This is a genomic window from Alloacidobacterium dinghuense, from assembly GCF_014274465.1.
GTDB classification, from domain to species: domain Bacteria; phylum Acidobacteriota; class Terriglobia; order Terriglobales; family Acidobacteriaceae; genus Alloacidobacterium; species Alloacidobacterium dinghuense.
On the sequence record NZ_CP060394.1, the window covers coordinates 6,194,497 to 6,218,827 of the forward strand.

Sequence of the window (24,331 nt, forward strand, 5' to 3'; positions counted from 1 at the left end):
TAGTCTATCTTGTACATTGAAGAGGATTTATGGGCTCGTCATATCAACTGTTGAAAGACTGCGCTCCCCCGGAACCGCTATCGGGCGGAAACGAATACAAGCTCTGCGTCGACGGCTATCTACTCAATTTCAAGCATGCGGAAGCGCAGGCGAAAGAAGCCGCGGCAAATGCCAATATGACTGAATCAGCCGATGCCGCGGGTCATCAGGAGCAGTTTGAGCAACTGAAGGCGGCTGTCGTTGAGCGGCATGAGGTCATGCGCGCGCAGTTCAGTCACGTCAAGGATTGCTTTATCTGCTCGGTAGCCTTTGGGCTGACTCCCGCGCCCAAGCCAAAGCAGGATAGCGCTTCGTTCGGACAGTTTCTGGTCAGATTCATAGGCGCAGCATGGCCGGCAAGAATGAAGGCCGGGGCTCAGCGCGTCTGAGTTGGTTGTTCGGGGTGTCGTCGGCTCGCCGACGGTCAGTTTTGAGTCGATTACGTTTTGCCGTTTGTTGGCCGAGCTTGCCATCTGAGCCCTGTCAAGCCCCTCAAACGCAAAAAATCTTCTAACTGACACATTCCAAAGCGCAAAAACGCGCGCCAGTTTGGCGTACTATTACCGCCCGAATTGCTAAACTGGATATAGAGAGAAAAGAGCCCGCCCAGAGATGGCGGGCTTTCGTGTTTTTGGAGAACCTCAACCTCATCTCCGTGAAAACCGCAATTCACAGTGAAAACCGCAACTCTATTTAAGCCGTCATTCTGACGACCAACGGGAGGAAGAATCTGAACGATGAAGGCTGGGAAAACACCGCCGGATCTAACCCAAGCCCTCACAAGAATTTAGCGAAAACATACGGGAGAGCCACAAGCCACGATCAGGCAAGAAAACGGGTGCCCCATCCTACGTTCTCGTCTTTTCGAGAACGTAGGGTGGGTCTAAAAAGACCGCGCGCAGCGCGCACCATATATAAGCCCTAACCACTAGCAAAAAGAAGAATTTACAAAGGGACCAATATATTTGACGCATCAGATTGGGCTAAACTATTGCGTTTCAAGCAAATACGACTTACCGAATGAACGTGCCGTCAAAAGTATAAGCCGCTCAGATTCTATAACTTACTGTTCACTCAGTTCGATTCTGATGCGTCAGCTATATTGGGGCCTTTACAAAAAATATAGGGGGAGCCAGACCCAATGTACAACGAGTGCCGACACATCTTCACCAGCGGGAAAAAATGCCAATCACCCGCGCTTAAAACCGAGAACTTCTGCTACTACCACTCGAACACCCGCAAACGCCCGTCACCCGCGAACCAGCCCTACGAGCCCTACATCGAACCAAAAGAGATCGCCCTCAACCTGTCGCCGCTCGAAGACGCCGACGCCATCCAACTCGCCATCTCCGACGTCGTCCTGGCCTTAGCCGCCAACCGCATCGACTCCCGCCGCGCCCGCATCCTCATCTACGGACTGCAAGTGGCCTCGCAGAACAACCGCCACCGCGCCGCCATAGCCGCAAAAGAAGCGCCGACCGAGCAAACAGTTCGCGAAGCCCATGAGCACGCAGACGGCACCCTGATCGGCCCGGAAAAGCAAAGCCCCGAACCGGAAGAAGCCGCCGCCAGAAAACGCCCGCCCAGCCTCGGCGAAATCCTGCTCCGTCAAGCCGAAGAACTGAGCGCCCGAAAAGCAGAAGAGGCCAGGTTGAATGCAGAAACTCAACAACAAGCCGCGCCCGAATCTGAGCAGCCGTCCGTGATCGAGATCCCGAAAATACAGGCGGTCGCCGACACGGGCGAACCTGCAAACAGAACCAGGAGGCAGAGAATTTTGAGTGACTGCGTTTATGATGGCGGCGTATGGAGGTGTCATGTCGAGAACGGACGATCGGAGTCTGCTCAGTGCCCTGCTGGACTCGTGGGACCGGAACAATACCATCCTTGTGAATTTGCTTCGCGCTCTGCCGGAGGGAGGGCTGGATGCAAAGGTGGTGGAGGGCAGCCCGTCGGTTGCGAGGATGTTTATGCACATCCACTATGTGCGGTTGGTCTTTGTCTCCGAGGATGCGCCTGAGTTTGCCGGACCGGTGCCGGAGGGCGAGTGGAGGAACGGGCGAGACCGCAGCCGCATTGCCGACATGCTGAACGAGAGCGGCAAGGTGGTGCGTGAGGCGGTAAAGGGTCGGCTCGAGTCAGGTAAGGATATGGATCTCCATTACGACCACCCAATTCTGTTCCTGCAGCACATGATCTGGCACGAGGGATATCACCATGGGCAGATCAAGCTGGCTCTTAAGGTGACGGGGCATGCCTTCGACGATGAGAAGATTGGGCCGGTGACCTGGGGTGTTTGGATGGATAAGGGGCGGTCTTAAAGCCGATCTTTTATTCCCCGGGCTGGAGCCCGGGGCTTCTACCGGGAGGCACTTTTGCGCCTCTTTTTATTTGGGGGGCTTCGGATTTGGGGGCATCCGGCGCCCGGCAGTCCACTCTGACGGTCGCGTGGCACGAGCGGTCCTATGAGCGTATGCTCATAGATGTAACTTACTCTCGCCTCCAGCCACTCCCTCGCTCCAGACGAGCCGCTTCTCAGGTTTTCAACCGCACGAGTGAAGGGCTATGGACATTGTCAGAAAACACATCAGCAAGTCGGGAAAGAGTGTACTTGTGTTTCGCCCGCAGCCAGTGATTGGCAGCCCGGGCGTCATGCCGCCTGATGCGCAGGCTGAGGCAGGCATGCAACGCATGGGCGCAGCGCCTGTGCGGATCGATGCGGTGCGCAACAGGTCCAGCCCGCTAAGCAAGTAACCGGATTTGAGGCAGTTTATGATTTCGCAATGCAGCAACGAGGAATGCGGGAAGCCTCTTCTGTATCTGGACAACGGCCGCGTGGTACGAACGATCAAGCAGGTTGATAACACGACTGAGATTCAGCATTTCTGGTTATGCGGCGATTGCTATTCCGGGCCGGGGTTCGCGGCCTGAAAGCCCTCGCCGGACAAGAGCTGACGCCTCGATCAGCAATCTTCCTCGTCTCAAGCCAGATTCGATCTGCTCCAGACGGGCCGTACTTTCACTCTCGTATACGTGGCGCCATCCACCGAACGGGCAGCGTCAATGAATGGAGTTTCTCATGACCTTAATTAAAAAGTCCGATGTGCAACGTCATACTTCTACCGGATCGCGCGAGAGCCGCCAGAGTAAGCGTCCGTATGGAGCCCATGCGACTCCGGTAAAGCACGAGCCAGAGACCCCGCCTGTTGAAATTAAACCTGAAACGCCAACGGCAAAGCCGGCGAAAAAATAATTGCTCGATGTCCAGCTGGGGACCCGCGAAGCGGCGAATTCGCAGGTGATTGTGCGGGAGTTTGCGGATTGAGTTGCTGAGAGTTGAATCTCACTGCGTCCTTCGGACTGTGCTCTACCCTGCGACAGTGAGGTGCGGCTCTTCGAGCCGGGTTCCATCCGCCGGCGTGAATGGCCGGTGTTTCTACCCCTGGAGGCGCTGTCGCGCCTTTTTTCATTTTTGGGGCTTCAGATTGGAGAATGGACGGAGCCGGCACTCTAAGGTTGACTTCGTCGTGCTTGTGCAACAATGGGAGCGCTCGCTGATAATGCGACGCATCGCGAATCGCTCTCTGTTTGTTGAGCCGCGCTTTTCCCACAGTGTCTTCTGATTTCCATTGAATCCGAGTCAAGAAGGAGAACCATGATCTTCGATAAGAACGACACTGCTGTGGTGTTTATCGATCCGCAGAATGAAGTGTTAAGCGAAACAGGCCTCGGGTGGCCGCTGCTCCACGAAAGTCTTAAGGAAAACAATACCATTGAGAATATGGAGAGCATCTTCAAGGCCGCGAAGTCGTATGGATTCGAGGTTTTTATCTCTCCACACTATTTTTATCCCACTGACAAAGGATGGAAGTTCAACGGAGCTCTCGAAGCCGATGAGGTGAGCGCCGGCATGTTCGCTCGCAAAGGAATTCTGAATGTCGACGGTCTCAAAGGGTCGGGCGCAGACTGGCTGGAGCGCTTTAAGCCTTACATTGACGATGGCAAAACCATCGTTGTCGCGCCGCATCGCGTGTTTGGACCGGAGACCAATGACCTGGTTCTCCAACTGCGCAAACGGAGGATCAGCAGGGTCATCCTCGGCGGAATGCTGGCGAACATGTGCGTCGAATCTCACTTGCGGGAATTGCTGGAGCAGGGTTTTGAAGTTGCTGTGGTGAAAGACGCAACGGCAGCGCCTAAGCATCCTGAATGGGGCTATGGCTATACGGCGGCACTGATCAATTATGCATTTCTCGCACACGCGGTTCTGACAACGGATGAAGCGGTCAAGGCGATGGGGCGCTGAAGGGTAGTGGATCGACATGCCTCCCATGTCTGAAGGAATTCTCGAGTCTTCGCTGTACGTCGATGATGTGACCGCTTCAGCCCGGTTCTACGAGAAGATCTTCGGGTTTCGTGTCATCAGCGATTTCGGAGATCGCGGATGCGCGATGCAGGCCGGCAATCGCCAGGTTTTATTGCTGTTTAGGAAGGGCGGTTCGCTCCAGATCCAATCTCCGCATGACGGCAGTGGTGAGCTTCATGTCGCTTTCGCAATTCCGGCTTCTGAGCTGGCGAGTTGGGAAGCGTGGCTGGCGGAGAATGGAATCGCGGTGGAAGAGACGCGCACGTGGGAGCGGGGTGGGCAGAGCCTGTACTTTCGCGATCCGGACCGGCATCTGGTAGAGATCGCGACGCCGGGTGTCTGGTCCATTTATTGATGCACTTCAATGCACTAAAGTTTGGTTCTGTGATAACGCCGAGGGTGCCCCACGTCTCGATTTTGAGACGTGGGATTGTAGTCTGTCGGCATGACCAATGGTCTGGTCCGCTACCAGCAGGCGGGCGATCCGCACTTTGTCACTTTCAGTTGCTACGACCGACGGCCGTATCTTGGAATGGCGGCAGCGCGCGACCTCTCTGAGCGGTCGCTGGAAGCGATGCAGCTTCGATACGATTTCTTTCTCACGGGGCTATGTCGTGATGCCGGAGCATGTGCATCTGCTTATCAGTGAGCCGAAATGGGCCGCGCCCATTCAGAAATGGTAAGATTGTCTTACTATGCAGACGCGAGTTTCCACAAAAGGGCAGGTTGTTCTTCCGGGTCCGCTTCGCCGCAAGTTGGGGCTCCGCACCGGGGATCGGCTGGAGGCCAGCATTGAGAACGGACGCATTGTGCTGGCTCCAGAAACGAAGCGGGCGCGGCGTGTGAGGATCACGAAAGATACGCTGACGGGGCTTCCGGTTCTGGATGCGGGCGCGGATGCTCCGGCGTTGACGAGCAGGGAAGTTGAGGAGATTCTGGCGAGCTTTCCATGAGATACCTGCTCGACGTGAACGCGCTGGTTGCGCTGGGGCTCAAGAACCACGAATTTCATGACCGTGTTGCCCACTGGCTGCGGGCGGAGCAGTTTCCTCCGGTGGCTACGTGCTCGATTACGGAGTTGGGCTTTATCAGGGTGCTTGCGCAGGCTTCCGCTTACGGGCTTTCGATTGCCGAGGCGCGCACGGTGCTGCTTCGTTTGAAGAAGAGCCGAGTGATGGAGTTCAGCTACATTGCGGATGATCAGGATGTTACTTATCTGCCTGCCTGGGTCACGAGCGCGAAACAGACGACGGATGGTCATCTTGCGCAGCTTGCGCGGAGAAATGACGCGGTGCTTGCGACGTTGGACGGCGGGATTCGTGGCGCGTTTGTGATTTCGCTTAGTAAATAGGAAATGATCCCATGTCTCTGCGAGATATGGGACACTCAATGTTCCTAATACACCAAAGTTTGGTTTGGCAACGATACCGAGGGTGCCCCACGTCTCGATTTTGAGACGTGGGATTGTAGTCTGTCGGCATGACCAAGGGTCTGGTCCGCTACCAGCAGGCGGGCGATCTGCACTTTGTCACTTTCAGTTGCTACGACCGACGGCCGTACATAGCCCGTGAGAAAGAAATCATATCGAAGCCGCATCGCTTCCAGAGACCGTTCAAAGAGATCGCGCGCAGCCTCCGTTCCAAGATACTTAGAGGGGGCGCTTGCGCCTCTTTCCTATAGGTATGTCTTGGGAGCGGAAATCTCATTCTCAATCAAGCCTAAGATGTCTTTGAATGGCGCCCAGCCAATTTTGATCAGTCTGGTAATATTTACACCTTAAATGCATCCAGGGTTCTAAATTGGAACGTCCAGGATACATTAAAAATAATCCTGGATATTTTTATTGACACTCCAGGATAGTCATTGCAAGATTAATTTGCAGTTTTGCTCGTCACAAAATTTAAGCCGATGCCACGATTGGAGGTCGCGTCATCGGCTTCATCAATAACCCTAACCACCACCGCAAAAGTGGAAGAAAGAGAGATTAGTAATGTCTAGTATACCAACTCTTACACCGTCTGAGAATTTCGGAAATTTGACTCACGCTTTCCAATCTGCCGACTCGTCTGCGCGGCCTTACAACGTTCTTACTGGATTCAATCTCGGCAGCAACACTCTATTGTTGAGTGTCCCAATGCATCAGTTTTATGAGATTTCCGCAGTGGCTAACGAACAAGGTCTCGCAGAGCAATCTGCTGAGGGAATGATCGCTCAGCGTAAGCTCGATCCGAAGCATGCAGCAAAGCTGGCAACGTACATTCTAAAGGGTCTCGTAAACACGCTCATTGAACGGAAGAAGGCTCTCAAAGAAGAGCCTAGCCACGCTTTGGCGGTAGTTCAAAAGAGTTTGGGTAAACAGCCGTATATGGCGCTTCAGCCTGTTGTTGCCAATCTACGTCCACCGAATTGCACGCCGACGGGTGAGAATTTGCGTTGGAAGGAGCTGCATCCTGGAGTGATCACCGTGTACTTAGGAGACAAGGACGTGCTCTGGGTGATCGACGGACAGCATCGTCGCTATGCCCTAGAACTCGTCTTCGATTTCTTAAAGGAAATCAAGATGAGCCATGAATACCCAAAACGTCTGAAGCTCTACCCTCTTGAAAAAGGCCAGATGATGACACCCGATGAACTGGCTGTCTGGATGGACGTCTACGAGGTGGCTCGCACGACTTGCAAAATCATGGTAGAGGTTCACCTGGGATTAGATGCTTTTCAGGAACGCCAGCTATTTCATGATCTGAACAACCTAGGCAAGAAGATCGAAAATAGCCTAGCCTTTGCGTTCGACAGTTCGAACCCGATCAATTTGTTCATTAAGGATGAATTAGTTGAAGGCAGTCTACTTAACGCATCTGTCATAGAAAAGGATATCGTTGACTGGCACAACGATCCTGGTGCGATTACCTGGAAGGATCTAACTGCTATCAACGCGATCCTGTTCCTCAATAAAACAAATATCAAAGGTGCTCAACCGGGGGAAGTTGCCGATCGGATCGATGTCGCTCGGAAATTTTGGCAATCGATCAATCAGATAGACCACTTCGGACAGGCACAGGCGCGAAAGAAAACAGTCGCTGCTCAGCCAGTTATGCTAAAGGCACTCGCAAAACTCACATATGATTTTGCTTTTGGCAGAAGCCACGATCCTCAAATTTTGGAGAGGTTACTCGATGGCATCCCACACCTCGATCTATCGCACAAGAACCCGATGTGGCGTTATTACGAAATGGATCAAGTAGATCGGAAGTCCTCGGGCCTTACCGAGCTTTCGGAATACTTACCCTCCGACGAGATTGCGGGTGGCGGGGGCGCAAACCGCGATATCGGGCGCTACGATCCGACTGAGCATACGATGCGGTTTGGCGCAAAGCATAACGACATTTTCCCGCTTCTCAGCGACATGGTTCGTTGGCGGCTCCAACTGCCGAATCGTCACCAATCATCGGATTCCGATGCGGTAGCAGCAGATTAAACAGAAGTCGGAGAATAGCGCGGTGCTCTTCTCAAGAGTGGGTGCTCAAGCCTTCCGTTTTGTTTTAAGGACTGGGCACCTTCATTCAATTTGAACGTCGGGTGCTCTTTTTCCTTGAGCGCTTGCAATCCCACAGACCCTGTGATACAAACTAAACATTCAAGTTTGCTCCTTGTGAGCGAGCCTGAATTTCATGCAGAGTGGCTGAGGGACGGGCCCTGTGACGCCACGACAACCGGCTCAAGCAATTTGAGACATCGGTGTCAACTCTCGCTCACCTTCAGTGGTGGGGTACATGAGATTCGGGGTGCAAGCTGTATCGCATCTCGCTAAATCCCAGGTGTTAACAGTACCGGTAGTTTTGCAGTAGCTGTACCAGAGTTTTAGTCACGTGGTGCCCGTGCATTTTGCACTCGTCGGGGCGTATTCCGATGAGGCTCCCATGCCGCTCTCGGATGCGAGGGCAGAATGGCTTCATCTTACGAGTTGTGTTGTCGGGAATGCGGGAAGCGGTATGAGAATCAACCGCTCTCGATTTGTGACGAGTGTTTCTCGCCGCTGGAAGTACGGGTTGATCTCGACGCCGCGAAGAAGACGGTGACGCGCGAGTCGATTGCGCAGGGTCCTACCAATATGTGGCGCTACCAGGCGCTGCTGCCGGTCCCCGATGATTACGTTCCGCAAACGCCTGCGGGATGGACGCCGCTGGTGAAGGCTCCCCGGCTCGCCGGACGGATCGGCGCGAAGAATCTCTACATTAAGAACGACGCGGTGTGCATGCCCACGCTGAGCTTTAAGGATCGCGTGGTGGCTGTAGCTCTCGCAAACGCCCAGCGGTTTGGGTTCGATACCGTCGGCTGCTCGTCGACGGGGAACCTGGCGAACTCGGTGGCGGCGCAGGCGGCGAGGCTGGGGCTGAAGACCTACATTCTGGTTCCAGCGGATCTGGAAGCAGCGAAGATTCTCAACACTCAAGTTTACGGTGCGAACCTGATTCGCATTGATGGCAACTACGACCACGTGAACCGGCTCTCGTCGCAGATTGCGGACCGCTTTAGCTGGGGATTTGTGAATGTGAATCTGCGTCCGTATTACGCGGAAGGCTCGAAGACTGTTGGCTTTGAGATTGCGGAACAGCTGAGCTGGCGCTTGCCGGACAACGTGGTTGTGCCGATGGCAGGCGGGTCGCTGATTACGAAGATTCGCAAGGCGTTCAAGGAGTTGATTGCGCTGGGTCTGGTGGATGCGAAGGATGTTCGCTTCTTTGGCGCGCAGGCTACGGGGTGCTCGCCGATTGCACGCGCAGTCAAAACGGGCGCGGATCACATTGAGCCGCAGCGGCCTTCGACGATTGCGCGCTCGCTGGCGATTGGGAATCCGGCGGACGGTATCTATGCGGCGAAGGCGATTCGCGAGAGCGGTGGTTGGGCCGAGGACGTCTCGGATGTCGAGGTTGTTTCCGGCATTCAGGAACTGGCGGAGACGGAAGGCATCTTTACGGAGACGGCCGGCGGCGTGACCACTGCGGTAACGGCGCGGCTGTACGCGCACGGGCGCATCAAGCCGGATGAGTTGACGGTGACCTGCATCACCGGCAACGGGCTGAAGACGACCGATGTTCTCGCTGGCGCATATGAGCAGTCGGAGGCGATTCGTCCGCGGCTCACGGATTTTGAGAACTACATCAACGAAATTAAGGAATTGAACGAGCTGGTATCGGGAGGTGTCGATGTCCGTTAGAGTTTTGTTGCCGAATGCGTTTCAGAAGCACACGAATGGCGCGAAGGAGTTGCAGTCGAGCGCGTCGAATCTGCCGCAGCTGATTGATGAGATCGAGGTCACGTTTCCGGCGCTGAAGACACACCTGCGTGATGAGACGGGGAATGTGCGGCGGTTTATCAACTTTTATGTCAACGAGGAAGACATTCGCTTTCTGGGCAATGAGAAATATGCCTTCAAGGATGGCGATGAAGTGCTGGTGATTCCGTCTATTGCCGGCGGGTCCTGGCCGGACTTCGCGCCAAACGGCAACTGCTCTTGCTGTTCGTATTGCGGGCAGGAAGATTGCACCTGCGGCTAAGTTCCCTCCCCAATTGCCACTCAAGAATGCGCGGATTTCGTCCGCGCATTTTTGTTAGTAGCTGAATTCCTGACGAAAATTTGACGGTTTTGCTTTACGCCGCCCCTTGCGTGAGTAAATTTGTGCGCGTAGGATTCAAACAGTTGTTTGAAACGATCGTTTAAATAAAAACCATGGTTGCTAAGAAGAGGGTTGGGAAAGTCGTGCGGACGAAGTCTGTGCGCGAAGGGAAGGGCGCGTCTCTGGAAGACGCGCGGGCGCGGCTGATTGAGGCCGCGATCGAGCTGTTCGCGAAGAAGGGCTACGAAGGGACGAGTGTGCGCGATCTGGCGACGGCTGCGGGCGTGAACGTGGCGGCGGTGAGCTATCACTTTGGCAGCAAGGATGAGCTGTATCACGAATCACTGCGTGCCTGCCTGGCGGCCTGCAAAACGATGAGGGATTTGATGCAGGTGCATCTTGACGTTGCGCAGCGCGCGAAAACTCGTAAAGCGGCGGAGGAAGCGTTGCGAGGGTGCATCCAGGATTTTCTGAACGTGCTGATGTCGCCGGAGGCGAGGCATAGTCATCTGGTGATGCGCGAACAATCTGAAGGAAAGCCGCGATTTGAGCCGGTGATCCGGGAATTTTTTCAGCCGGTTGGAGTCATTTTGCGCGACGTGATTTTGTTGCTGGCACCGGGGCTTTCCGATATGCGGGTGTTCATGGTGATCTCTGGGATTATCGGGCAGTGCCTGCATGTCTATAAAGCGCGTGTCTCGTACCGCGTGCTGGCGGGCGTGGATTCGCACAGTCCCGAGTACATCGAGATGGTTTCGAAACATATTGCGCATTTGACGGCACTGGGATTGCGCGGGCTGGAGCGCGAGAAAGGAACGAGCTAGCGATGTGGAAGATTGCGATCAAGATGCTGATGGGCGACCGCAGCAAGTACTTCACGCTGGTGAGTAGTTTGATTGTCGTCTCGTTTCTGTTTTTGCAGCAGGGATCGATATTTTGTGGGTTGATACTGCGGACTGCGCGGCCGGTTGAAGTGGTGGGAGCGCCGATTTGGGTAAGCGATCCGCAATTGAGAAGTGTGGATGAGAGCAAACCGCTGCTTGATACCGACCTGCAGCGAGTGCGGAGTGTTCCGGGTGTGAAGTGGGCTGTGCCGCTGCTGTTGCAACTGGTGTCGGCGCATTTGCCGGATGGAAATTTTCAGACAGTGCGGCTGTATGGGCTGGACAACGATACGTTCTTCGGTCGGCCGAAGATGATCTCGGGCGATGGGCAATTGCTGGCGCAGGATCAGGCGGTGGTGATTGGGCGGGCGGAGTCAGAGAAACTGAATGATCCGAAGCCTGGGCAGGTTTTCGAGATGAACGACAACCAGGCGCGCGTGGTGGGAATTGCGGATGTGCCGCGCGACTTCTTTTCGTATCCGTTTGTGTATGCGTCGTATGATCGCGCGCTGCAGTATGCGCCGCAGCAGCGCAAGCAGTTGAACTTTGTGCTGGCCGCTCCGGCGGATGGTGTGTCAGTGAGCGAAGTCACGAAGCGGATTCGTGAGGCAACAGGGCTGGCGGCATATTCGGAGCAGGAGTTTCGCTGGCTAACGATGGATTACTACCTGGAGAACACGGGGATTCCGATCAGCATTGGGATTTCGTTGCTGATGGTGTTTCTGGTGGGCATGTCGATTGTGGGGCAGACGTTCTATCAGTTCGCGCTTCAGAATGAGCGCTACTTTGGCGCGTTGAAGGCGATGGGCACGAGCGGGGGGACGCTGACGAAGATGATTCTGTTGCAGGCGCTGCTGGTGGGACTGGTGGGTTATGGTGCGGGCGCGGGACTGGGTGGAATCTTTGGGTTGATTGCAGGTGGGCAGGACAGCAAGATTGCGTTCGCGACTCCCTGGCCGATGGTGGTGATTAGTTTTGTGGCGGTGATTGCGATCTGTTTGCTGTCGGCGCTGATCAGTATTCGCAAAGTGGTGAAGCTGGAGCCGGCGGTGGTGTTTCGTGGGTAATCGAATCCCATGTCTCGAAGAGACATGGGGAACCCATTTTCTTGCTTGTGTTGAGGAAAGCAGATCCTTCGTTGCTATGCTCCTCAAGATGACAAACGTTTGAGTTAAGTGGAAGAGTATGTCGATTCAATCCAATGTTGGTGGATGCCACACAGAGAATGGCACGCATGCGGCGTGTTTGCGGGGTGTGACGAAATTGTTTGGCGTGGGTACGACGGAAGTACACGCGTTAAACAATGTCGACTTCAACGTGCACACGGGTGAGTTGCTGTTGCTGGTGGGGCCTTCGGGATGCGGCAAGACGACGCTGCTGAGTGTGTTGGCGGGGATTCTGGATGCGACGTCGGGTGAAGTGGATGTGTTTGGGACTCGCATTGATCAGCTTGATCAGCAGGAGAAGACGGCTTTTCGGCGTGACAACGTCGGCTTTATTTTTCAGCAGTACAACCTGCTCCCGACTCTGACCGCGGCGGAGAATGTCGCGATTCCGCTGCTGATTCATCGTGTGGAATTTGAGGAAGCGGTGGAGAAGGCGCGGGTGTATCTGGACAGAGTTGGCATGGCGGATCGTGCAGAGTTTCTACCTTCGCAGCTTTCAGGTGGGCAGCAGCAGCGCGTGGCGATTGCGCGGGCGCTGATTACAGAACCGCGGTTGATTGTGTGCGACGAGCCGACCGCGGCGCTCGACGGCGATACGGGGAAGATGATTCTGGAGATGTTTCGCTCGACGGCGCTGACGGGTGATCGCGCGATTGTGGTGGTGACGCATGACAGCCGTATTTTCCCCTACGGCGACCGCATTGCGGAGATGCTGGACGGGCGAATTCTTTCGATTCATGAGAATGAACTTGCGCCGGGTCATAGTAAGGAGAGTGTGTGATGACGAAGCGGCTGAGTATTCTTCTACCGCTGTTGGGAGTGGTTTTGATTGCGGTGTGGGTTACGGTTTCGGCGCGGCGCGTGCCGCATGAGAATCCGCTCGCTGCGCCGCCGACCGCCCCGTATGAGAACTCGATTGCGGCAACGGGAATCGTTGAAGCTTCGGATCGAAACTACAATCTTGCGCCGCCGGTCTCGGGTCAGTTGAGTGCGCTGTATGTCAAGGAAAACGACATTGTGCATCGTGGTGACAAGCTGTACACGATCGATGATCGCGAGCAGCGCACCATCGTCGAGCAGGCAGACGCGAATGTCGCGAAGGCACGGGCGACGGTGCAGACGGCCCAGGCAGATATTTTTACGCAACAGGCAAATTTGAGCAGCGCCAAGGCTGCGGTGGATACGGCTAAGGCTACGTATGACGATGCGAGCCAGATTGCCGAGCGCAATGAGGGTCTGCACAAGGACGGCATCGTTTCCGACCAGGCGAATATGACGAGCACGAAGACGCGCGATGCCGACGAAGCGCGATGGAAGCAGGCCGAGGCGCAGCTCAAGCAGGCTGAAGCACAGCTGCATAATGCGGAGGCTTCGCTTACGGAACAGCAGGCGAATCTGCAGACGATGATTGCGACGCGCGATCAGCAGCGGGTGCTGCTGGAAAAGATGACGGTGAAGTCTCCGGCGGAGGGAAAGATTCTGCAGGTGAACAATCGCGTAGGCGAGTATCTGTCGAGCACGTCGGGCACATCGCCGGTGCTGTTTGGCGATACGGATTCGCTGATGGTGCGTGTGGATGTGGACGAGATCAATGCGTCGCATGTGCTGCCGGGGTCGACGGCGATGGCGATGCTGAAGGGCGATTCGACACGGCAGTTTCCCATGCAGTTTGTGCGGATTGTTCCTTACATGGTTCCGAAGGAGAATCTGACGGGATCGAATTCAGAGCGCGTGGATGTGCGAGTTTTGCAGCTTGAGTTTCGCTTTGAGCCGCCGCAGTTTCCTGTGTATGTGGGGCAACAGGTGGATGTGTTTATTCATTCGCCGGAACGGGTGGCGAATTAGGTAGCGCTTTGCGCGGCTATGCTTTGAAGGCAGATCCTTCGCTTCGCTCAGGATGACAGCGTGGAAATTAGTCTTCGATGACATTGGCGAAGAGGGCTTGGTCTTCGGTTAGTGGGCGCGGGCTTCGGGTGGCTACCAGCAGATAGCACTCGTCGTTCATGTACTTTTCGATGAAGTCGCGGACGCGCTCTAGCACTCCGCGTTGGGTGGTGTGCATTTTGAAGGCTTCGATCTTGCGCTCTTTCCACTGGCCTAGTTCGAGGGATAGGGAGTACGGGACGCGGGCCGTCGTTGCTCCTTCGTTTGAGTTGTAGACGGAGATCCAGGGCGTGCTGGCGTAATAGAGTTTTTGTGGCGCGTAAGGCTTGCCTGCGTTGGAGAAAAGTTGTCCGCGCCCGGCCCAGTGGAAAGCGGCGGTTGCGGCGAGCGAGGTGATGGTGTGGTCGCGATGTAGATTGACACCGCCATCGCCGCCGAAGGTGAGGACGACCTGCGGGCGATACTTGCGGATCTTTTCGACGAGCATGCCGGTCAGCTCATAGAAGTTTTGCTGATCGAGTTTACCGTCAGGGTAGTTGAGGATTTCTGAGTGGGTGAGGTTGAGGAGCTTGCTGGCGGCGCAGAATTCGTCGCGGCGGAGCTGGGCAAGTTCTTCATCGCTGGTGGCGGCGCCGCGGAAGCTGCCGGCTGCGCCTTCGGTAAGGCAGATGACGCTGGTTTCGACTCCTTTATCGTGCGCCATGAGCAGCGCACCGCCGAATGCTCCGCTTTCGTCGTCGGGATGCGCGGTGAGGCACATCATGCGATAGGACAAATGTGTAGCTCCTGTGGTGAGAACGCTGCTTTCAGTGTAGCGAATGCTATGCGGGCAGAACGGCGGCGGACGGGACGTCGATGATTTCAATTTCGGGTGGCACGTCCCATGGCAGAGAGGTTTGCGCTACCGGGCGGAAGCTTTTGCGGTGGAGCGGCGTGGGGCCGTACTTGTCGAGCGCGGCGAGATGCGTGGGTGTGCTGTAGCCCTTGTGCGAGGCGAGTCCGTATTCGGGGTACTGATCGTGGAGTTCGCGCATGCGCTGGTCGCGGTAAACCTTGGCGATGACGGATGCCGCCGCTATGGATATCGACAGCGAATCGCCATAGATGATGCTCGTTTGCGCGCAGGGGTGGTCGAGGCGGAGCGCGTCGATGAGCAGGTGATCGGGTGCGGGGGCGAGCTTGAGGACGGCCTGGGTCATCGCGAGTTTTGACGCCTGGTAGATATTGATGCGGTCGATGGTGGCGGCGTCGACTTCTTCAATGGCGATGGCGATGGCTTTTTGCTCGACAATTTTCGCGAGGCGTTCGCGGTCTTCGCGCAGGAGTTGTTTCGAGTCGCGCAGGCCGCGGATGCGGGTGCTCTCGGGCAGGATGACGGCTGCGGCTACGACGCAGCCGAATAAAGACCCTCGGCCTACTTCGTCTACTCCAGCAATGACGGTACAGCCCTGGGTGCGCGCGGCCTTCTCGTATTTGTTGCCGCAGACGAGCGAGCGCAGCATGCGCATTTTTCTGGTGGCGGCGGAGAGAGTTTCTTCCTCTGAAATTTCGTCGGGTTCCAGAGAGAATTTTGGCGCACGGGGCATTGAGTTGAGTTTATCGCTGGAGGCGTAGTGGATGGTGGTGGAAAAGTGGGTAAGTAGTCGAGAATAGTCTAAGCCCGTATGCGTGCTTGTACAGTCGGCCGATTCGTAGCTGGCTCGCAACATTTGAAATTCAGCGCGTTATCTTCTGAGTAACGAGCTGCCTGATTCTGTACGAATCCATCTCAGTTTGGCGTATGCTTACGTAGATATCCCCCAAAGTTATTCGGCCCTATGCGGTTGCCCGCTGAATCTGTCTCTCGATGACTGGTCTTCCACGCACTGGAGGCAGTTTGCCTGTGGCTGGGGACTTTCTGCGCGATTACGAGATTCTGGGGCGGGTGGGCGCAGGCGGCATGGGCGTAGTTTTGCAGGCGCGGGACATTAGGCTCCACCGCGTTGTCGCGCTCAAGTTCCTTCCACACGACATGTATGGCGGCGAGGCCGACAAGGAAAGCCTGCTGAAAGAAGCGCGCGCGATTTCTGCGCTTGACCATCCGAATATCTGCACTGTGTATGGGCTGGAGGAGAACGAAGACGGCCAACTCTTTATGGCGATGGCCTACTACGATGGTGGGACGCTGGCGGGGAAGATTGCCAACGGGCCGATTTCGCTGTCTGAGGCAGTTGAGCTTCTGCGCGGCATTGTTTCCGGTTTGGGTGCGGCGCATGCGCACAATATTCTGCATCGCGATATCAAGCCGTCGAATATTTTGCTGACGCGGAAGGGTGTTCCGAAGATTGTGGACTTCGGGCTGTCACGAGCGATCAGCGGTGATAGCCGAACGCTGAGCCTGACGATTTCGGGAACTGCAGCTTATATGTCGCCTGAGCAATTGTGCGGCGAGGCAATCGACCAGCGGGCAGACATCTGGGCGATCGGCGTGACGGCGGTGGAGATACTGAGCGGACATCATCCGTTCCGGCGCGATACACTGCCTGCGGTTGCTCACAGTATTTGCGTCGATCCGCCGGAGATTCCTGGTGATCTGCCGCTGAGCTTGCAGCGGATTCTCTATAGGTGTCTGGCGAAGACCCCTGAGCTTCGTTATTTGAGTTGCGAGGAATTGCTGCAGGATTTGGCGGCTCTGGATCCGGGATCTATTTCTGGGTCTGGGGGTGCCGTCGACACTGCGTCTTTGCACCCGCCGAAGGTGTCACAGAGGAAGGCTCTCAGTAACGCGGTTGCCGCGGCTTCGGGTGGCGTGGTGCGCGAGTCTTCGCGCAAGGGGTGGGTGGTTGCGGGTGCGGCTCTACTGCTGCTGGTGCTGGCGGTGATTGTTTTTCCTGTGCCGCGCGAGCATGTGCGCGGGCTTCTCTTTGGGCCGAAGGAAAAGCATATTGCAGTGCTTCCGTTTGATAGCGGTGATGCTGCAACGGCTCCCCTGGCTGCGGGGCTGATGGACAGCATGACGGCTGCGCTTTCGAATCTGGATGCAGGCGGGCAGTCGTTGTGGGTGATTCCGGCAGCGGTGGTTCGCAGCGGGAACTTGAGTGATCCGGTTGCGGCCTATAAGCAGCTGGGCGCGACGCTGGTGGTGAAAGGCAAGCTTGAGCGCGATGGGCAGCGTGTGGCGATTGATCTCGACCTGATCAATGCAGAGACGCTGCGGCAGGTCGGGGCGGTGTCGGCTGCGAACGAGAATGGCGATCTGGCTGCGGCTGAGGAGGATGCGGTGACGCAGCTAGGGCATTTGCTCAATGTTTCGGGTGGTCGCGATGCTGTGGCGCGGTCGGGCAGCAGCAGCGTGCCGGCGGCGTACGATCTATATCTCGAAGCGCTGAGTTATTTGCAGAGATTCGATAAGCCGCAAAATCTGGACCTGGCGGTGGATCGGTTGCAGAAGGCGATTGCGCAGGATCCGGAGTTTGCGCTGGCGTATGCGAAGCTGGGTGAGGCCTATCGGCTGAAGTACAAGGCTGGCAGGGATCCGAAGTGGATGCAGGAAGCGCTCGAGAATTGCGAGCGGGCGCTGAAACTGAATCCGGAATTGCCGAGCGCATATGTGACGCTTGGATCGCTGCATACGCTGACGGGTCACAACGAACTGGCGTTGGCGGAATTTCAGAAAGCGGCTGCGCTGGATGCGCGCAATGCGGACGCGGCGATTGGAGTGGCGTGGTCGTATGAGCAGGCGGCCCGGCTGGATGAGGCAGAGGCGGAGTATAAGCGCGCTGCAGCGCTGAATGCGAGCGACTGGTCGAATCGGAATGAGCTGGCGCTGTTTTACGACCGGCACGGGCGCTATGCGGATGCGATCGAGCAGGTGAAGCAGGCGATTGCTTCGAGCCCGGATAATCCGATGCTGTATTTCAACCTTGGCGGCTTTTACTTGGACAGCGGGAATGCTGCGTGGTTTCCGCTGGCGGAAGATGCGTTGAGGAAGTCGCTGGCGCTGGCGGCGACGAATGGCGCATATGGCAATCTGGCGATGCTGTATTTGCACGAGAAGCGATATGCGGAGGCTGCGGCGGCGAGCGAGAAGGCGATCGCCCTTGATACGCAGCAGATCCTTTCGTGGCGGTTTGCGGAGCTAGCGTATCGGTGGCTGGGGAATCGGCAGAGGGCGGATGCGGCTCTGAATCAGATTGAAAATGTGGCGCGCGCGCAGACGGCGATGAATCCCAGGAACGCTCAGGATCAGTCGTGGCTGGGGCTGGCCTATGCGAAGAAAGGGCTGTGCGGGCAGGCGAATCCGCATATCGATGCGGCGCTTTCGCTTGCGCCGGGTGATTCTCAAGTAGTTGTAAATGCAGTGGAGGCATATAATCTCTGCGCGGATGAAACCAGTGCAGAGAAGCTGATAAAAAAAGCACGCCAGAATGGCGTTTCATTCGCGGACTTGCAACTTGACCCAGATATGCAGTCGCTGCTGGCCAGAGTAAAGGCCCATTAGTTGCTGCCACAACCAAGGTTTTCGGGGGAAGAAATGAATAATCCGAATGAGCAGTTGAATGAGCAGGAATCCGAGTCTTTGTTCGGCCAGGCAGAGCCTGAGATTGAGTTCGAAATGAATGCGGGATTCGCGAGCCGTAGTATTACCGGGGGGAAAGGACCTGGGGTGGTCAGCGAAGGCGAGAGCGAATAGCTGAGGCTGTTTCGCGAGAAGAAGATTGAATTCTGATTTGCGCCTCGGCAGCAAGGTACGCCGTCTTCGACCGCGATTTTTCCGCGGGGGTCGAAGTTCCCGGCTTTATACATGCAGGTGCTTTGCGCCTCTTTTGGTTTGTTATGGCTTGTTTGGAGACTGTGCTTTCCCACCCTTTGCTTCGCAAAGGATGGGGCACCCGGCAGATTGCTCACGAGGAAAATGCGTATATCGGCTGGTCTTATCTGTATCACTAGAAACGAGGTGTAGAAAAGCAGATCCTTCGCTACGCTCAGGATGTCAACTTTATTGCCTGCCATCTACTACCAAACAAAACCCCGGCTTTTGGCCGGGGCTTTGTTTAGTAGCTGTGGGAAGGCTTAGGTGCGCTCGACTTCTTTGAGGCGGGCGGCTTTGCCGCGGAGTCCGCGAAGGTAGAAGAGCTTGGCGCGGCGCACCTTGGCGCTGCGGATTGTCTCGACCTTGTCGACGACCTTGGAGTTTAAGGGGAAGATGCGCTCGACACCCTGGCCGAAGCTCATTTTGCGGACGGTGAAGCTGCCCTGCGGGCCATTCTTGCGGGCAATCACGATGCCTTCAAATGCCTGGAGGCGCTCTTTATCGCCTTCCTTGATCTTGACCTGCACGCGCACTGTGTCGCCGGGGACGAAGGGAGGCAGGTCCGTGCGGTTCAACTTCTCGGCAAGGCGCTGCATGACTGGATGAATAGACATTGTTCTTTCCTGCAATTGATTTCAGAACTTTTAGTTTACATGAAAATCAGGATTTTTGCTGGTTGAGTGCTGTGAGAAATGCGCGGTCTTCCCGCGTCAAATCAGCATTTTCGAGCAGGTCAGGGCGGTTGCGCCATGTCTTTTCCAAAGCGCGTTCGCGGCGCCAACGGCGGATCTGGTCGTGGTTGCCGCCGCTGAGGACTTCGGGGATGGCAAGGCCGCGGAATTCGGCGGGGCGGGTGTAGTGGGGATAATCCAAAAGCCCTCCAGAACCGTGGGTGGAGCGGGGTGGGCCGTCTTCGCTTTCGGGGAAAATATGGTCGGGCTGGCCGAAGCTTTCGTAAGCGCTGGAGGCCTCGTTGCCGAGGACGCCGGGGATGAGTCGCATGGTGGCGTCGAGAACGATGGCGGCGGCGAGTTCGCCTCCGGAGAGGACGTAGTCGCCAATCGAAAGTTCACGGTCGCAGAAGAGTTCGTTCACGCGTTCGTCGACGCCTTCGTAGCGTCCGCAGATGAGGGCTACGCGGTCGAGCGTTGCGAGTTCGCGGGCGGTGGATTGAGTGAAACGCGCGCCTTGCGCGGAGAGCAGGATGATGGTTTCGCTTTGCAGGTTGCGGTCTGTTTTTGGGGCGACGTTCAGGGATTCGATGGCTTCCGCCAGCGGTTCGGGCTTGAGGACCATGCCTTCGCCTCCGCCGAAAGGGCGATCGTCGACGGTGCGGTGGCGGTCATGGGCGAAGTCGCGGAGGTTGTGGGTATGGACGGTCAGCAGCTTCGAGGCGAGGGCTCGTTTGAGCACACCGTGGGCGAGGATGCTCGAGAAGAAGTCGGGGAAGATGGTGATGATGTCGAACTGCATTAATGTGGGGCGCTTTGCGCCATCTTTAAAGATAAGATAAAGCAGATCCTTCGCTGCGCTCAGGATGACACCCTATTTAGTTGTATCGTCGTTAGGTGTGCCATCGTTTATGGTGAGGAGCCCATCAGGGAGGGACATTTCTATGCGCTTTTGTTCGATGTCGACTTTGCGCAGGTAGGCTTTTGCGAAGGGGATGAGTAACTCCTCTTTTTTCCCGGTCTCGACTACGAGCAGCGGCGTGCTGCTGGTTTCGCGGTCGACGGCGGTGATGGGGCCTATGTCTCTGGCGCCGGATGGGCCGACATCTATGATGTGGCAGCCGATCAGGTCGTCGATGTATATGGAGTCGTCTTCGAGCGGTGCGCGCTGATCGCGAGGGATGGCTACGTCGAGATTGCGCAAGGATTCGGCGTCGGAGATCGAGTCGATTCCGGCGAATTTGAGAACGACGCGGCCTTTGTGCAGCCAGTGCTCTTCAAGCTCGATGGGGCGCGATGATTTTCCATCGGGTGAGAGCAGAAAAAGATGGCGGCGTTCGGCGAAGCGCTCTGGGAAGTCGGTAAGGATGTCGGCGATGAGTTCGCCCTCCCGGCCCTGGGGGCGGACGAGGTGGGCAACGAGCACCCATGACTGTTCACTGGTCATTGGAAGCGATTGTACTGGCAGTGTCCCTTAGTCATCCTAGCCCGGAGGAAAAGGTAACTTCTGATTGGTTACCCAGGGAGAAAGACAGGCAAAGAGCCGCTTTCTTTACGCAAATCTATTCTTAGACGGTTTATGTCCGGGAGGGGGGACCAGCTGTCGGCCGGGCGACGCTACTCGCCGGGGATCTGCTTATCCAGATGCTCTTCGAGGATATCGAGCGTATATCGATGGTGGTGCTTCATGCTGACGGCACCCAAGATCGTGCGCATGGAACGCGCTGTACGTCCTTGTTTCCCAATGACTTTGCCAACATCTCCCGGAGCAACACGCAGCCGCAGCACCGTACTTTCCTCACGGTCCACTGCTTCAACGATTACCGCCTTCGGGTCATCCACCAGAGCCTTCGCGATCTCGGTGACTAATTCCTGCATATTGTCAGGCATTTGATCGTGCGTCATTCAACCCCCCATTGAGTACACGCTTGCTGTCTCTCGGGTTGGCCAATACTAACAGCAAGCCGAGGGGGGATGACAGTGCTTTCTGGTGTCCTGTTTTCGCGTTACTTCCGGAACTTCAAAGGAGATAACTCGCTTGAGGAAAGCCGAAAGAATGAGTGCCCGGAGGTGTCCGGGCGGATACTGCTCAGGCCGCCGGAGTGGCAGCCGGAGTCTTGAGCAGCTTGGCAACCGTGTCGGAAAGCTGAGCACCTTTTCCCGTCCAGTAGTCGATGCGCTCGCGCTTGAGATCGACGGTGGCCGGGCTGGTGCGGGGATTGTAGGTTCCCACGACTTCGACGGAGCGGCCGTTGCGGGAGCGGTCCTTTTCAATGACGACGACACGGTAATACGGCTGCTTGCGGGCGCCAAAACGCGCCAAACGAATCATCAGCACAGGTAAATATTCCTTTCAATCCTGGTTGTTGGTGAGGGATGTTTTAAGAGGCGGCAGCGACAGGCGCGGGCACACACAAACCCCAACGCTTAAGTATAGCAGGGATCGAGAACGATTGGAGCTTATCGTGCCGGCCATGCCCACTTCGGCGTATTGAAGAGGGTTGCGCCCTCCAGCATAGTTTCGCCAAAGGCCTTTATCAAATGAAGGCGTGTGCAGATGGGTGCGGCTACCAGCGAGTCGATGAGGACAGATGCATGTGACACGACGATGATCTGCGTGTGAGCAGCTGCCGCAAGGATCAACCTGGCAAGCGCTGGCAGCAGGTCCGGGTGCAGGCTGGTTTCCGGCTCATTGAGCACCATGAGCTGCGGCGGTCGCGGAGTGAGAAGAGCGGCCGTCCACAGAAGGTATCGCAGTGTTCCATCGGACAATTCAGCGGCGGAAAGGGGACGAAGCAATCCGTGCTGCTGCAACTGCAACTCGAAGCGACCATTCTGCAACTCTACGTAAAGTCGGCTGCCGGGAAAGGCGTCTTCGAGGGTCGTGGCGAGCGCCTCGTCAGAACGGATTTCAAGGATTGTCTGAAGAGCAGCCGCAAGGTTGCTGCCATCGTGATGCAGCACCGGGGTGAATGTGCCGATCTGGGCCACTCTCGCGGGAGATTCAGAGTCGGTGCGGAAGTGGTCATAGAACCGCCAGCCCCGAACGGCTTCTCGGACTTCCAGCATCTCCGGTGCTCGTTGCGGATCGGCGACGCTGGCAAGCATGCTGTCGGTGTCGGCTAGATGCTGCGTCAGCATCACGGGTTCTTCGTCTTTCATGGTTGCGAGCCAGACGAAATTGTTTCTGCGGTCGACCATGGCGGAGGCTTTCCGGTACAGCGGTCCGTGCCAGATGCATTCGCGCTTCACTCGCGGATCAAGTTCGAACATCGTTGCCGGTGGTGGCTGCGGGGGATAGCCGAGGTCGATGCTGTAGCCGTATATATCGCTGCCGAAGCCGAGTTTTAGGCTGGCGACATTCCTTTTAGCGAGCCCCTCGACGGCATGTGTCCCTTGGCGAACGCTTCGCGCAATGGTCTCAGGACCTGCCCAGAAGGTAGACGGCAGTCCGCCTTCGCGAGCGAGAGATCCGATCACGGCGTTTTGCGCTACATCGGCCAGCAGGCGCAGGGACCGATACACACTGGATTTGCCGCTTCCATTTGCGCCGGTGATGACGCTGAGTTGTCCAAGAGGCAAGACCAGATCGCGGAGCGATCGATACCCCTGGACAGCGACAGTGCGGATCATCCATGCAGGATACTGTAGTGGCGATGCGGCGTGAGACTTAGGGTGTTATCAGCCAACCTGATCTTTCTTGTCGTCTCTCGGTTTGCCCGTAGCGAAACGTTCGGTTTGCCGGTCACTCGTTAAGATATCCGGCGCTCCATTAATCTATAGGTAATCTTGCTACCCTGGGGGCGATTGCGCGCGGTTCCTTGGCAGGGCCGCTGTCTACGCATCTGTATCAAACTAAGACGTGCCCATTACCGCCCGGCCAGAACTCGGTTACATCCGCGTCCTTTTGGTAGCCTGTGCCAGGCGGGCCCCATGCCCATGTGTCAAGTTTTACCTGACGTATCTTGCCATCCGGTCCTCGGTCAAGGTCAGTGTCCTGTTCCCAAAGATGCGAGTTGAAGCGTAGCAAACGCTGATAGTAAAAACGCCAAGTGTTATCGCGTCGTGCTCCGAAAATGCCGCCCATGGCTTTCGTAAAGGATTTCTTTTGTACGTTTGGCTCGATAACGGTTGTTCCCACCATTGCCTGCCGGCGCGCAAGCGGTATGTACATCGCTGCCGTGGCTCCAGCGCCACGAACGTCCGGAAGCGCCGGGCCACGGATATTCTTGGGACGAACCTGTTTGAGATTGCCCATGTCCTGGATCATTTGAGGGACTCGCGCATCGTTTGGAGCTCCCACATCGGTTGCGGTCTCCAAGTTCTTGCGGTTTGCATGATACACAACAGGCTGCGAAGGAGAGCCGTCTACGATCACCATGCATCCGTCGACAGCCGCGGTGAAAAATATATCGGGGTTATTGGGATCTGCTTGATAGCCATTTTGGCCATTTAACTTTTGATCGAGAACATGCTGCTTCGCAATGTGATCGCGAGTTGTTTCGGAACGTGGACGCAACGTCGTACGAACGACGTGGTCTTCAATCCAAGGCAGGTAATAGAGTGCCATCCAGCCCTGGTTCAGGCGCTCGTCGAGATTATTGAATGCAACTGAGAGCTCGGCATGACCCCCTTTGGAGGTCAAGTCACCAGCGATGATCCGGAGGCGACCGGGCACTCCCTTGAACTGTTCGGATACGCCACCCGAAAAGGTTTTTGTTTGCCCCTCTCCTGCTTGTGCGCCGGGAGGGACAACCGGCATTCGTGAAGCGAAACCGACAGGATCCTCGACAAAAGCTTTATTCAGTTCTCGTGACATGACAGATAGCCTTCCTTGCTTGTAATCAGCAATGGCACAGAAAAGAGACCAAAACGGAGGCTAGTCCAAGCTGCACAAGACTTATACAAGAAAGA

General features: G+C 56.2%; 27 protein-coding genes and 1 riboswitch. Of the genes, 17 read left to right on the forward strand and 10 right to left on the reverse strand.

Features of this window, described 5'->3' with window-relative positions; all coding sequences use genetic code 11:
• Positions 1-29: 29 nt before the first annotated feature.
• The gene (locus H7849_RS26070; RefSeq protein WP_186743355.1) at positions 30-428 is read left to right on the forward strand and encodes a hypothetical protein; all 399 of its coding nucleotides are present in this window, start codon (positions 30-32) and stop codon (positions 426-428) included.
• 977 nt (positions 429-1,405) lie between these two features.
• Here H7849_RS26070 and H7849_RS26075 read toward each other — a convergent pair.
• The gene (locus H7849_RS26075; protein WP_186743356.1) at positions 1,406-1,858 is read right to left on the reverse strand and encodes a hypothetical protein; all 453 of its coding nucleotides are present in this window, start codon (positions 1,856-1,858) and stop codon (positions 1,406-1,408) included.
• Between H7849_RS26075 and H7849_RS26080 the strand changes: the two genes are divergently transcribed.
• From H7849_RS26080 to H7849_RS26145, 14 genes are all read left to right on the forward strand, one after another.
• Positions 1,857-2,360, forward strand: a complete 504-nt coding sequence (locus H7849_RS26080; protein ID WP_186743357.1) for a DinB family protein — start codon at positions 1,857-1,859, stop codon at positions 2,358-2,360. The two genes, H7849_RS26075 and H7849_RS26080, sit on opposite strands and share 2 nt — an antisense overlap.
• Before the next feature lie 244 nt (positions 2,361-2,604).
• A complete protein-coding gene (locus tag H7849_RS26085; protein ID WP_186743358.1) occupies positions 2,605-2,793 on the forward strand; it encodes a hypothetical protein in 189 nt (62 codons plus the stop codon).
• Positions 2,794-3,694: 901 nt separating this feature from the next.
• Complete coding sequence (locus H7849_RS26090) at positions 3,695-4,345, forward strand: cysteine hydrolase family protein (RefSeq protein ID WP_186743359.1); 651 nt, start codon at positions 3,695-3,697, stop codon at positions 4,343-4,345.
• Positions 4,346-4,370: 25 nt separating this feature from the next.
• Positions 4,371-4,760: a VOC family protein gene (locus H7849_RS26095; protein ID WP_222439739.1), complete on the forward strand. Its 390-nt coding sequence runs from the start codon at positions 4,371-4,373 to the stop codon at positions 4,758-4,760.
• Between the two features lie 90 nt (positions 4,761-4,850).
• Complete coding sequence (locus H7849_RS26100; protein ID WP_186743361.1) at positions 4,851-5,054, forward strand: hypothetical protein; 204 nt, start codon at positions 4,851-4,853, stop codon at positions 5,052-5,054.
• Between the two features lie 46 nt (positions 5,055-5,100).
• On the forward strand, positions 5,101-5,358 hold the full coding sequence (locus tag H7849_RS26105; RefSeq protein WP_186743362.1) for an AbrB/MazE/SpoVT family DNA-binding domain-containing protein: 258 nt from the start codon (positions 5,101-5,103) through the stop codon (positions 5,356-5,358).
• Positions 5,355-5,756, forward strand: coding sequence for a TA system VapC family ribonuclease toxin (locus H7849_RS26110; protein WP_186743363.1), 402 nt, complete (start codon positions 5,355-5,357; stop codon positions 5,754-5,756). The genes H7849_RS26105 and H7849_RS26110 overlap by 4 nt, the downstream gene beginning before the upstream one ends.
• A 639-nt stretch (positions 5,757-6,395) precedes the next feature.
• Complete coding sequence (locus H7849_RS26115; protein ID WP_186743364.1) at positions 6,396-7,880, forward strand: DNA sulfur modification protein DndB; 1,485 nt, start codon at positions 6,396-6,398, stop codon at positions 7,878-7,880.
• A gap of 188 nt (positions 7,881-8,068) precedes the next feature.
• A riboswitch (SAM riboswitch) is annotated at positions 8,069-8,182 on the forward strand.
• A gap of 166 nt (positions 8,183-8,348) precedes the next feature.
• The gene (thrC, locus tag H7849_RS26120) at positions 8,349-9,620 is read left to right on the forward strand and encodes a threonine synthase (RefSeq protein ID WP_186743365.1); all 1,272 of its coding nucleotides are present in this window, start codon (positions 8,349-8,351) and stop codon (positions 9,618-9,620) included.
• On the forward strand, positions 9,610-9,960 hold the full coding sequence (locus H7849_RS26125; RefSeq protein ID WP_186743366.1) for a MoaD/ThiS family protein: 351 nt from the start codon (positions 9,610-9,612) through the stop codon (positions 9,958-9,960). The genes thrC and H7849_RS26125 overlap by 11 nt, the downstream gene beginning before the upstream one ends.
• Before the next feature lie 203 nt (positions 9,961-10,163).
• Positions 10,164-10,844: a TetR/AcrR family transcriptional regulator gene (locus tag H7849_RS26130; RefSeq protein WP_186743367.1), complete on the forward strand. Its 681-nt coding sequence runs from the start codon at positions 10,164-10,166 to the stop codon at positions 10,842-10,844.
• A 2-nt stretch (positions 10,845-10,846) separates the two neighbouring features.
• A complete protein-coding gene (locus H7849_RS26135) occupies positions 10,847-11,971 on the forward strand; it encodes an ABC transporter permease (RefSeq protein WP_186743368.1) in 1,125 nt (374 codons plus the stop codon).
• Positions 11,972-12,089: 118 nt separating this feature from the next.
• A complete protein-coding gene (locus H7849_RS26140) occupies positions 12,090-12,851 on the forward strand; it encodes an ABC transporter ATP-binding protein (protein ID WP_186743369.1) in 762 nt (253 codons plus the stop codon).
• Positions 12,851-13,915 (forward strand): HlyD family secretion protein, encoded by a 1,065-nt coding sequence (locus H7849_RS26145; protein WP_186743370.1) that lies wholly within the window; start codon positions 12,851-12,853, stop codon positions 13,913-13,915. Before H7849_RS26140 ends, H7849_RS26145 begins: the two co-directional genes overlap by 1 nt.
• 67 nt (positions 13,916-13,982) lie before the next feature.
• Here H7849_RS26145 and H7849_RS26150 read toward each other — a convergent pair whose 3' ends face one another.
• Positions 13,983-14,729 carry a PIG-L deacetylase family protein gene (locus tag H7849_RS26150; protein ID WP_186743371.1) on the reverse strand — a complete coding sequence of 249 codons (747 nt, stop codon included), beginning with the start codon at positions 14,727-14,729 and terminating at the stop codon, positions 13,983-13,985.
• Between the two features lie 46 nt (positions 14,730-14,775).
• Positions 14,776-15,540 (reverse strand): ribonuclease HII, encoded by a 765-nt coding sequence (rnhB, locus tag H7849_RS26155; protein WP_251106501.1) that lies wholly within the window; start codon positions 15,538-15,540, stop codon positions 14,776-14,778.
• Positions 15,541-15,836: 296 nt separating this feature from the next.
• On the opposite strand from rnhB, the gene H7849_RS26160 reads away from it, so the two are divergent.
• Together H7849_RS26160 and H7849_RS26165 are read left to right on the forward strand one after the other, a co-directional pair.
• The gene (locus H7849_RS26160; RefSeq protein ID WP_186743372.1) at positions 15,837-18,434 is read left to right on the forward strand and encodes a serine/threonine-protein kinase; all 2,598 of its coding nucleotides are present in this window, start codon (positions 15,837-15,839) and stop codon (positions 18,432-18,434) included.
• Between the two features lie 33 nt (positions 18,435-18,467).
• Positions 18,468-18,626 (forward strand): hypothetical protein, encoded by a 159-nt coding sequence (locus H7849_RS26165; protein WP_186743373.1) that lies wholly within the window; start codon positions 18,468-18,470, stop codon positions 18,624-18,626.
• Between the two features lie 380 nt (positions 18,627-19,006).
• On the opposite strand, the gene rplS is transcribed toward H7849_RS26165, so the two are convergent.
• From rplS to H7849_RS26200, 7 genes are all read right to left on the reverse strand, one after another.
• Complete coding sequence (gene rplS, locus H7849_RS26170) at positions 19,007-19,360, reverse strand: 50S ribosomal protein L19 (RefSeq protein ID WP_349627445.1); 354 nt, start codon at positions 19,358-19,360, stop codon at positions 19,007-19,009.
• Between the two features lie 46 nt (positions 19,361-19,406).
• Positions 19,407-20,219 carry a tRNA (guanosine(37)-N1)-methyltransferase TrmD gene (trmD, locus tag H7849_RS26175; RefSeq protein WP_186743374.1) on the reverse strand — a complete coding sequence of 271 codons (813 nt, stop codon included), beginning with the start codon at positions 20,217-20,219 and terminating at the stop codon, positions 19,407-19,409.
• 72 nt (positions 20,220-20,291) lie between these two features.
• The gene (rimM, locus tag H7849_RS26180; RefSeq protein WP_186743375.1) at positions 20,292-20,864 is read right to left on the reverse strand and encodes a ribosome maturation factor RimM; all 573 of its coding nucleotides are present in this window, start codon (positions 20,862-20,864) and stop codon (positions 20,292-20,294) included.
• 170 nt (positions 20,865-21,034) lie between these two features.
• Positions 21,035-21,322: a KH domain-containing protein gene (locus H7849_RS26185; RefSeq protein WP_222439741.1), complete on the reverse strand. Its 288-nt coding sequence runs from the start codon at positions 21,320-21,322 to the stop codon at positions 21,035-21,037.
• A 184-nt stretch (positions 21,323-21,506) separates the two neighbouring features.
• Positions 21,507-21,749 carry a 30S ribosomal protein S16 gene (gene rpsP, locus H7849_RS26190; RefSeq protein WP_186743376.1) on the reverse strand — a complete coding sequence of 81 codons (243 nt, stop codon included), beginning with the start codon at positions 21,747-21,749 and terminating at the stop codon, positions 21,507-21,509.
• Between the two features lie 128 nt (positions 21,750-21,877).
• Positions 21,878-23,050, reverse strand: a complete 1,173-nt coding sequence (locus tag H7849_RS26195) for an AAA family ATPase (protein ID WP_186743377.1) — start codon at positions 23,048-23,050, stop codon at positions 21,878-21,880.
• Between the two features lie 217 nt (positions 23,051-23,267).
• Complete coding sequence (locus H7849_RS26200; RefSeq protein ID WP_186743378.1) at positions 23,268-24,236, reverse strand: hypothetical protein; 969 nt, start codon at positions 24,234-24,236, stop codon at positions 23,268-23,270.
• Positions 24,237-24,331: the final 95 nt, after the last annotated feature.

What these genes read in the sequence shown, in the direction of transcription:
- H7849_RS26070 (WP_186743355.1), top strand. Translation starts at nt 30, where the DNA reads ATGGGCTCGTCATATCAACTGTTGAAAGACTGCGCTCCCCCGGAACCG.
- H7849_RS26080 (WP_186743357.1), top strand. Translation starts at nt 1,857, where the DNA reads ATGTCGAGAACGGACGATCGGAGTCTGCTCAGTGCCCTGCTGGACTCG.
- H7849_RS26075 (WP_186743356.1), bottom strand. Translation starts at nt 1,858, where the DNA reads ATGACACCTCCATACGCCGCCATCATAAACGCAGTCACTCAAAATTCT.
- H7849_RS26085 (WP_186743358.1), top strand. Translation starts at nt 2,605, where the DNA reads ATGGACATTGTCAGAAAACACATCAGCAAGTCGGGAAAGAGTGTACTT.
- H7849_RS26090 (WP_186743359.1), top strand. Translation starts at nt 3,695, where the DNA reads ATGATCTTCGATAAGAACGACACTGCTGTGGTGTTTATCGATCCGCAG.
- H7849_RS26095 (WP_222439739.1), top strand. Translation starts at nt 4,371, where the DNA reads ATGTCTGAAGGAATTCTCGAGTCTTCGCTGTACGTCGATGATGTGACC.
- H7849_RS26100 (WP_186743361.1), top strand. Translation starts at nt 4,851, where the DNA reads ATGACCAATGGTCTGGTCCGCTACCAGCAGGCGGGCGATCCGCACTTT.
- H7849_RS26105 (WP_186743362.1), top strand. Translation starts at nt 5,101, where the DNA reads ATGCAGACGCGAGTTTCCACAAAAGGGCAGGTTGTTCTTCCGGGTCCG.
- H7849_RS26110 (WP_186743363.1), top strand. Translation starts at nt 5,355, where the DNA reads ATGAGATACCTGCTCGACGTGAACGCGCTGGTTGCGCTGGGGCTCAAG.
- H7849_RS26115 (WP_186743364.1), top strand. Translation starts at nt 6,396, where the DNA reads ATGTCTAGTATACCAACTCTTACACCGTCTGAGAATTTCGGAAATTTG.
- thrC (WP_186743365.1), top strand. Translation starts at nt 8,349, where the DNA reads ATGGCTTCATCTTACGAGTTGTGTTGTCGGGAATGCGGGAAGCGGTAT.
- H7849_RS26125 (WP_186743366.1), top strand. Translation starts at nt 9,610, where the DNA reads ATGTCCGTTAGAGTTTTGTTGCCGAATGCGTTTCAGAAGCACACGAAT.
- H7849_RS26135 (WP_186743368.1), top strand. Translation starts at nt 10,847, where the DNA reads ATGTGGAAGATTGCGATCAAGATGCTGATGGGCGACCGCAGCAAGTAC.
- H7849_RS26140 (WP_186743369.1), top strand. Translation starts at nt 12,090, where the DNA reads ATGTCGATTCAATCCAATGTTGGTGGATGCCACACAGAGAATGGCACG.
- H7849_RS26145 (WP_186743370.1), top strand. Translation starts at nt 12,851, where the DNA reads ATGACGAAGCGGCTGAGTATTCTTCTACCGCTGTTGGGAGTGGTTTTG.
- rnhB (WP_251106501.1), bottom strand. Translation starts at nt 15,540, where the DNA reads ATGCCCCGTGCGCCAAAATTCTCTCTGGAACCCGACGAAATTTCAGAG.
- H7849_RS26165 (WP_186743373.1), top strand. Translation starts at nt 18,468, where the DNA reads ATGAATAATCCGAATGAGCAGTTGAATGAGCAGGAATCCGAGTCTTTG.
- rplS (WP_349627445.1), bottom strand. Translation starts at nt 19,360, where the DNA reads ATGTCTATTCATCCAGTCATGCAGCGCCTTGCCGAGAAGTTGAACCGC.
- trmD (WP_186743374.1), bottom strand. Translation starts at nt 20,219, where the DNA reads ATGCAGTTCGACATCATCACCATCTTCCCCGACTTCTTCTCGAGCATC.
- rimM (WP_186743375.1), bottom strand. Translation starts at nt 20,864, where the DNA reads ATGACCAGTGAACAGTCATGGGTGCTCGTTGCCCACCTCGTCCGCCCC.
- H7849_RS26185 (WP_222439741.1), bottom strand. Translation starts at nt 21,322, where the DNA reads ATGACGCACGATCAAATGCCTGACAATATGCAGGAATTAGTCACCGAG.
- rpsP (WP_186743376.1), bottom strand. Translation starts at nt 21,749, where the DNA reads ATGATTCGTTTGGCGCGTTTTGGCGCCCGCAAGCAGCCGTATTACCGT.
- H7849_RS26195 (WP_186743377.1), bottom strand. Translation starts at nt 23,050, where the DNA reads ATGATCCGCACTGTCGCTGTCCAGGGGTATCGATCGCTCCGCGATCTG.
- H7849_RS26200 (WP_186743378.1), bottom strand. Translation starts at nt 24,236, where the DNA reads ATGTCACGAGAACTGAATAAAGCTTTTGTCGAGGATCCTGTCGGTTTC.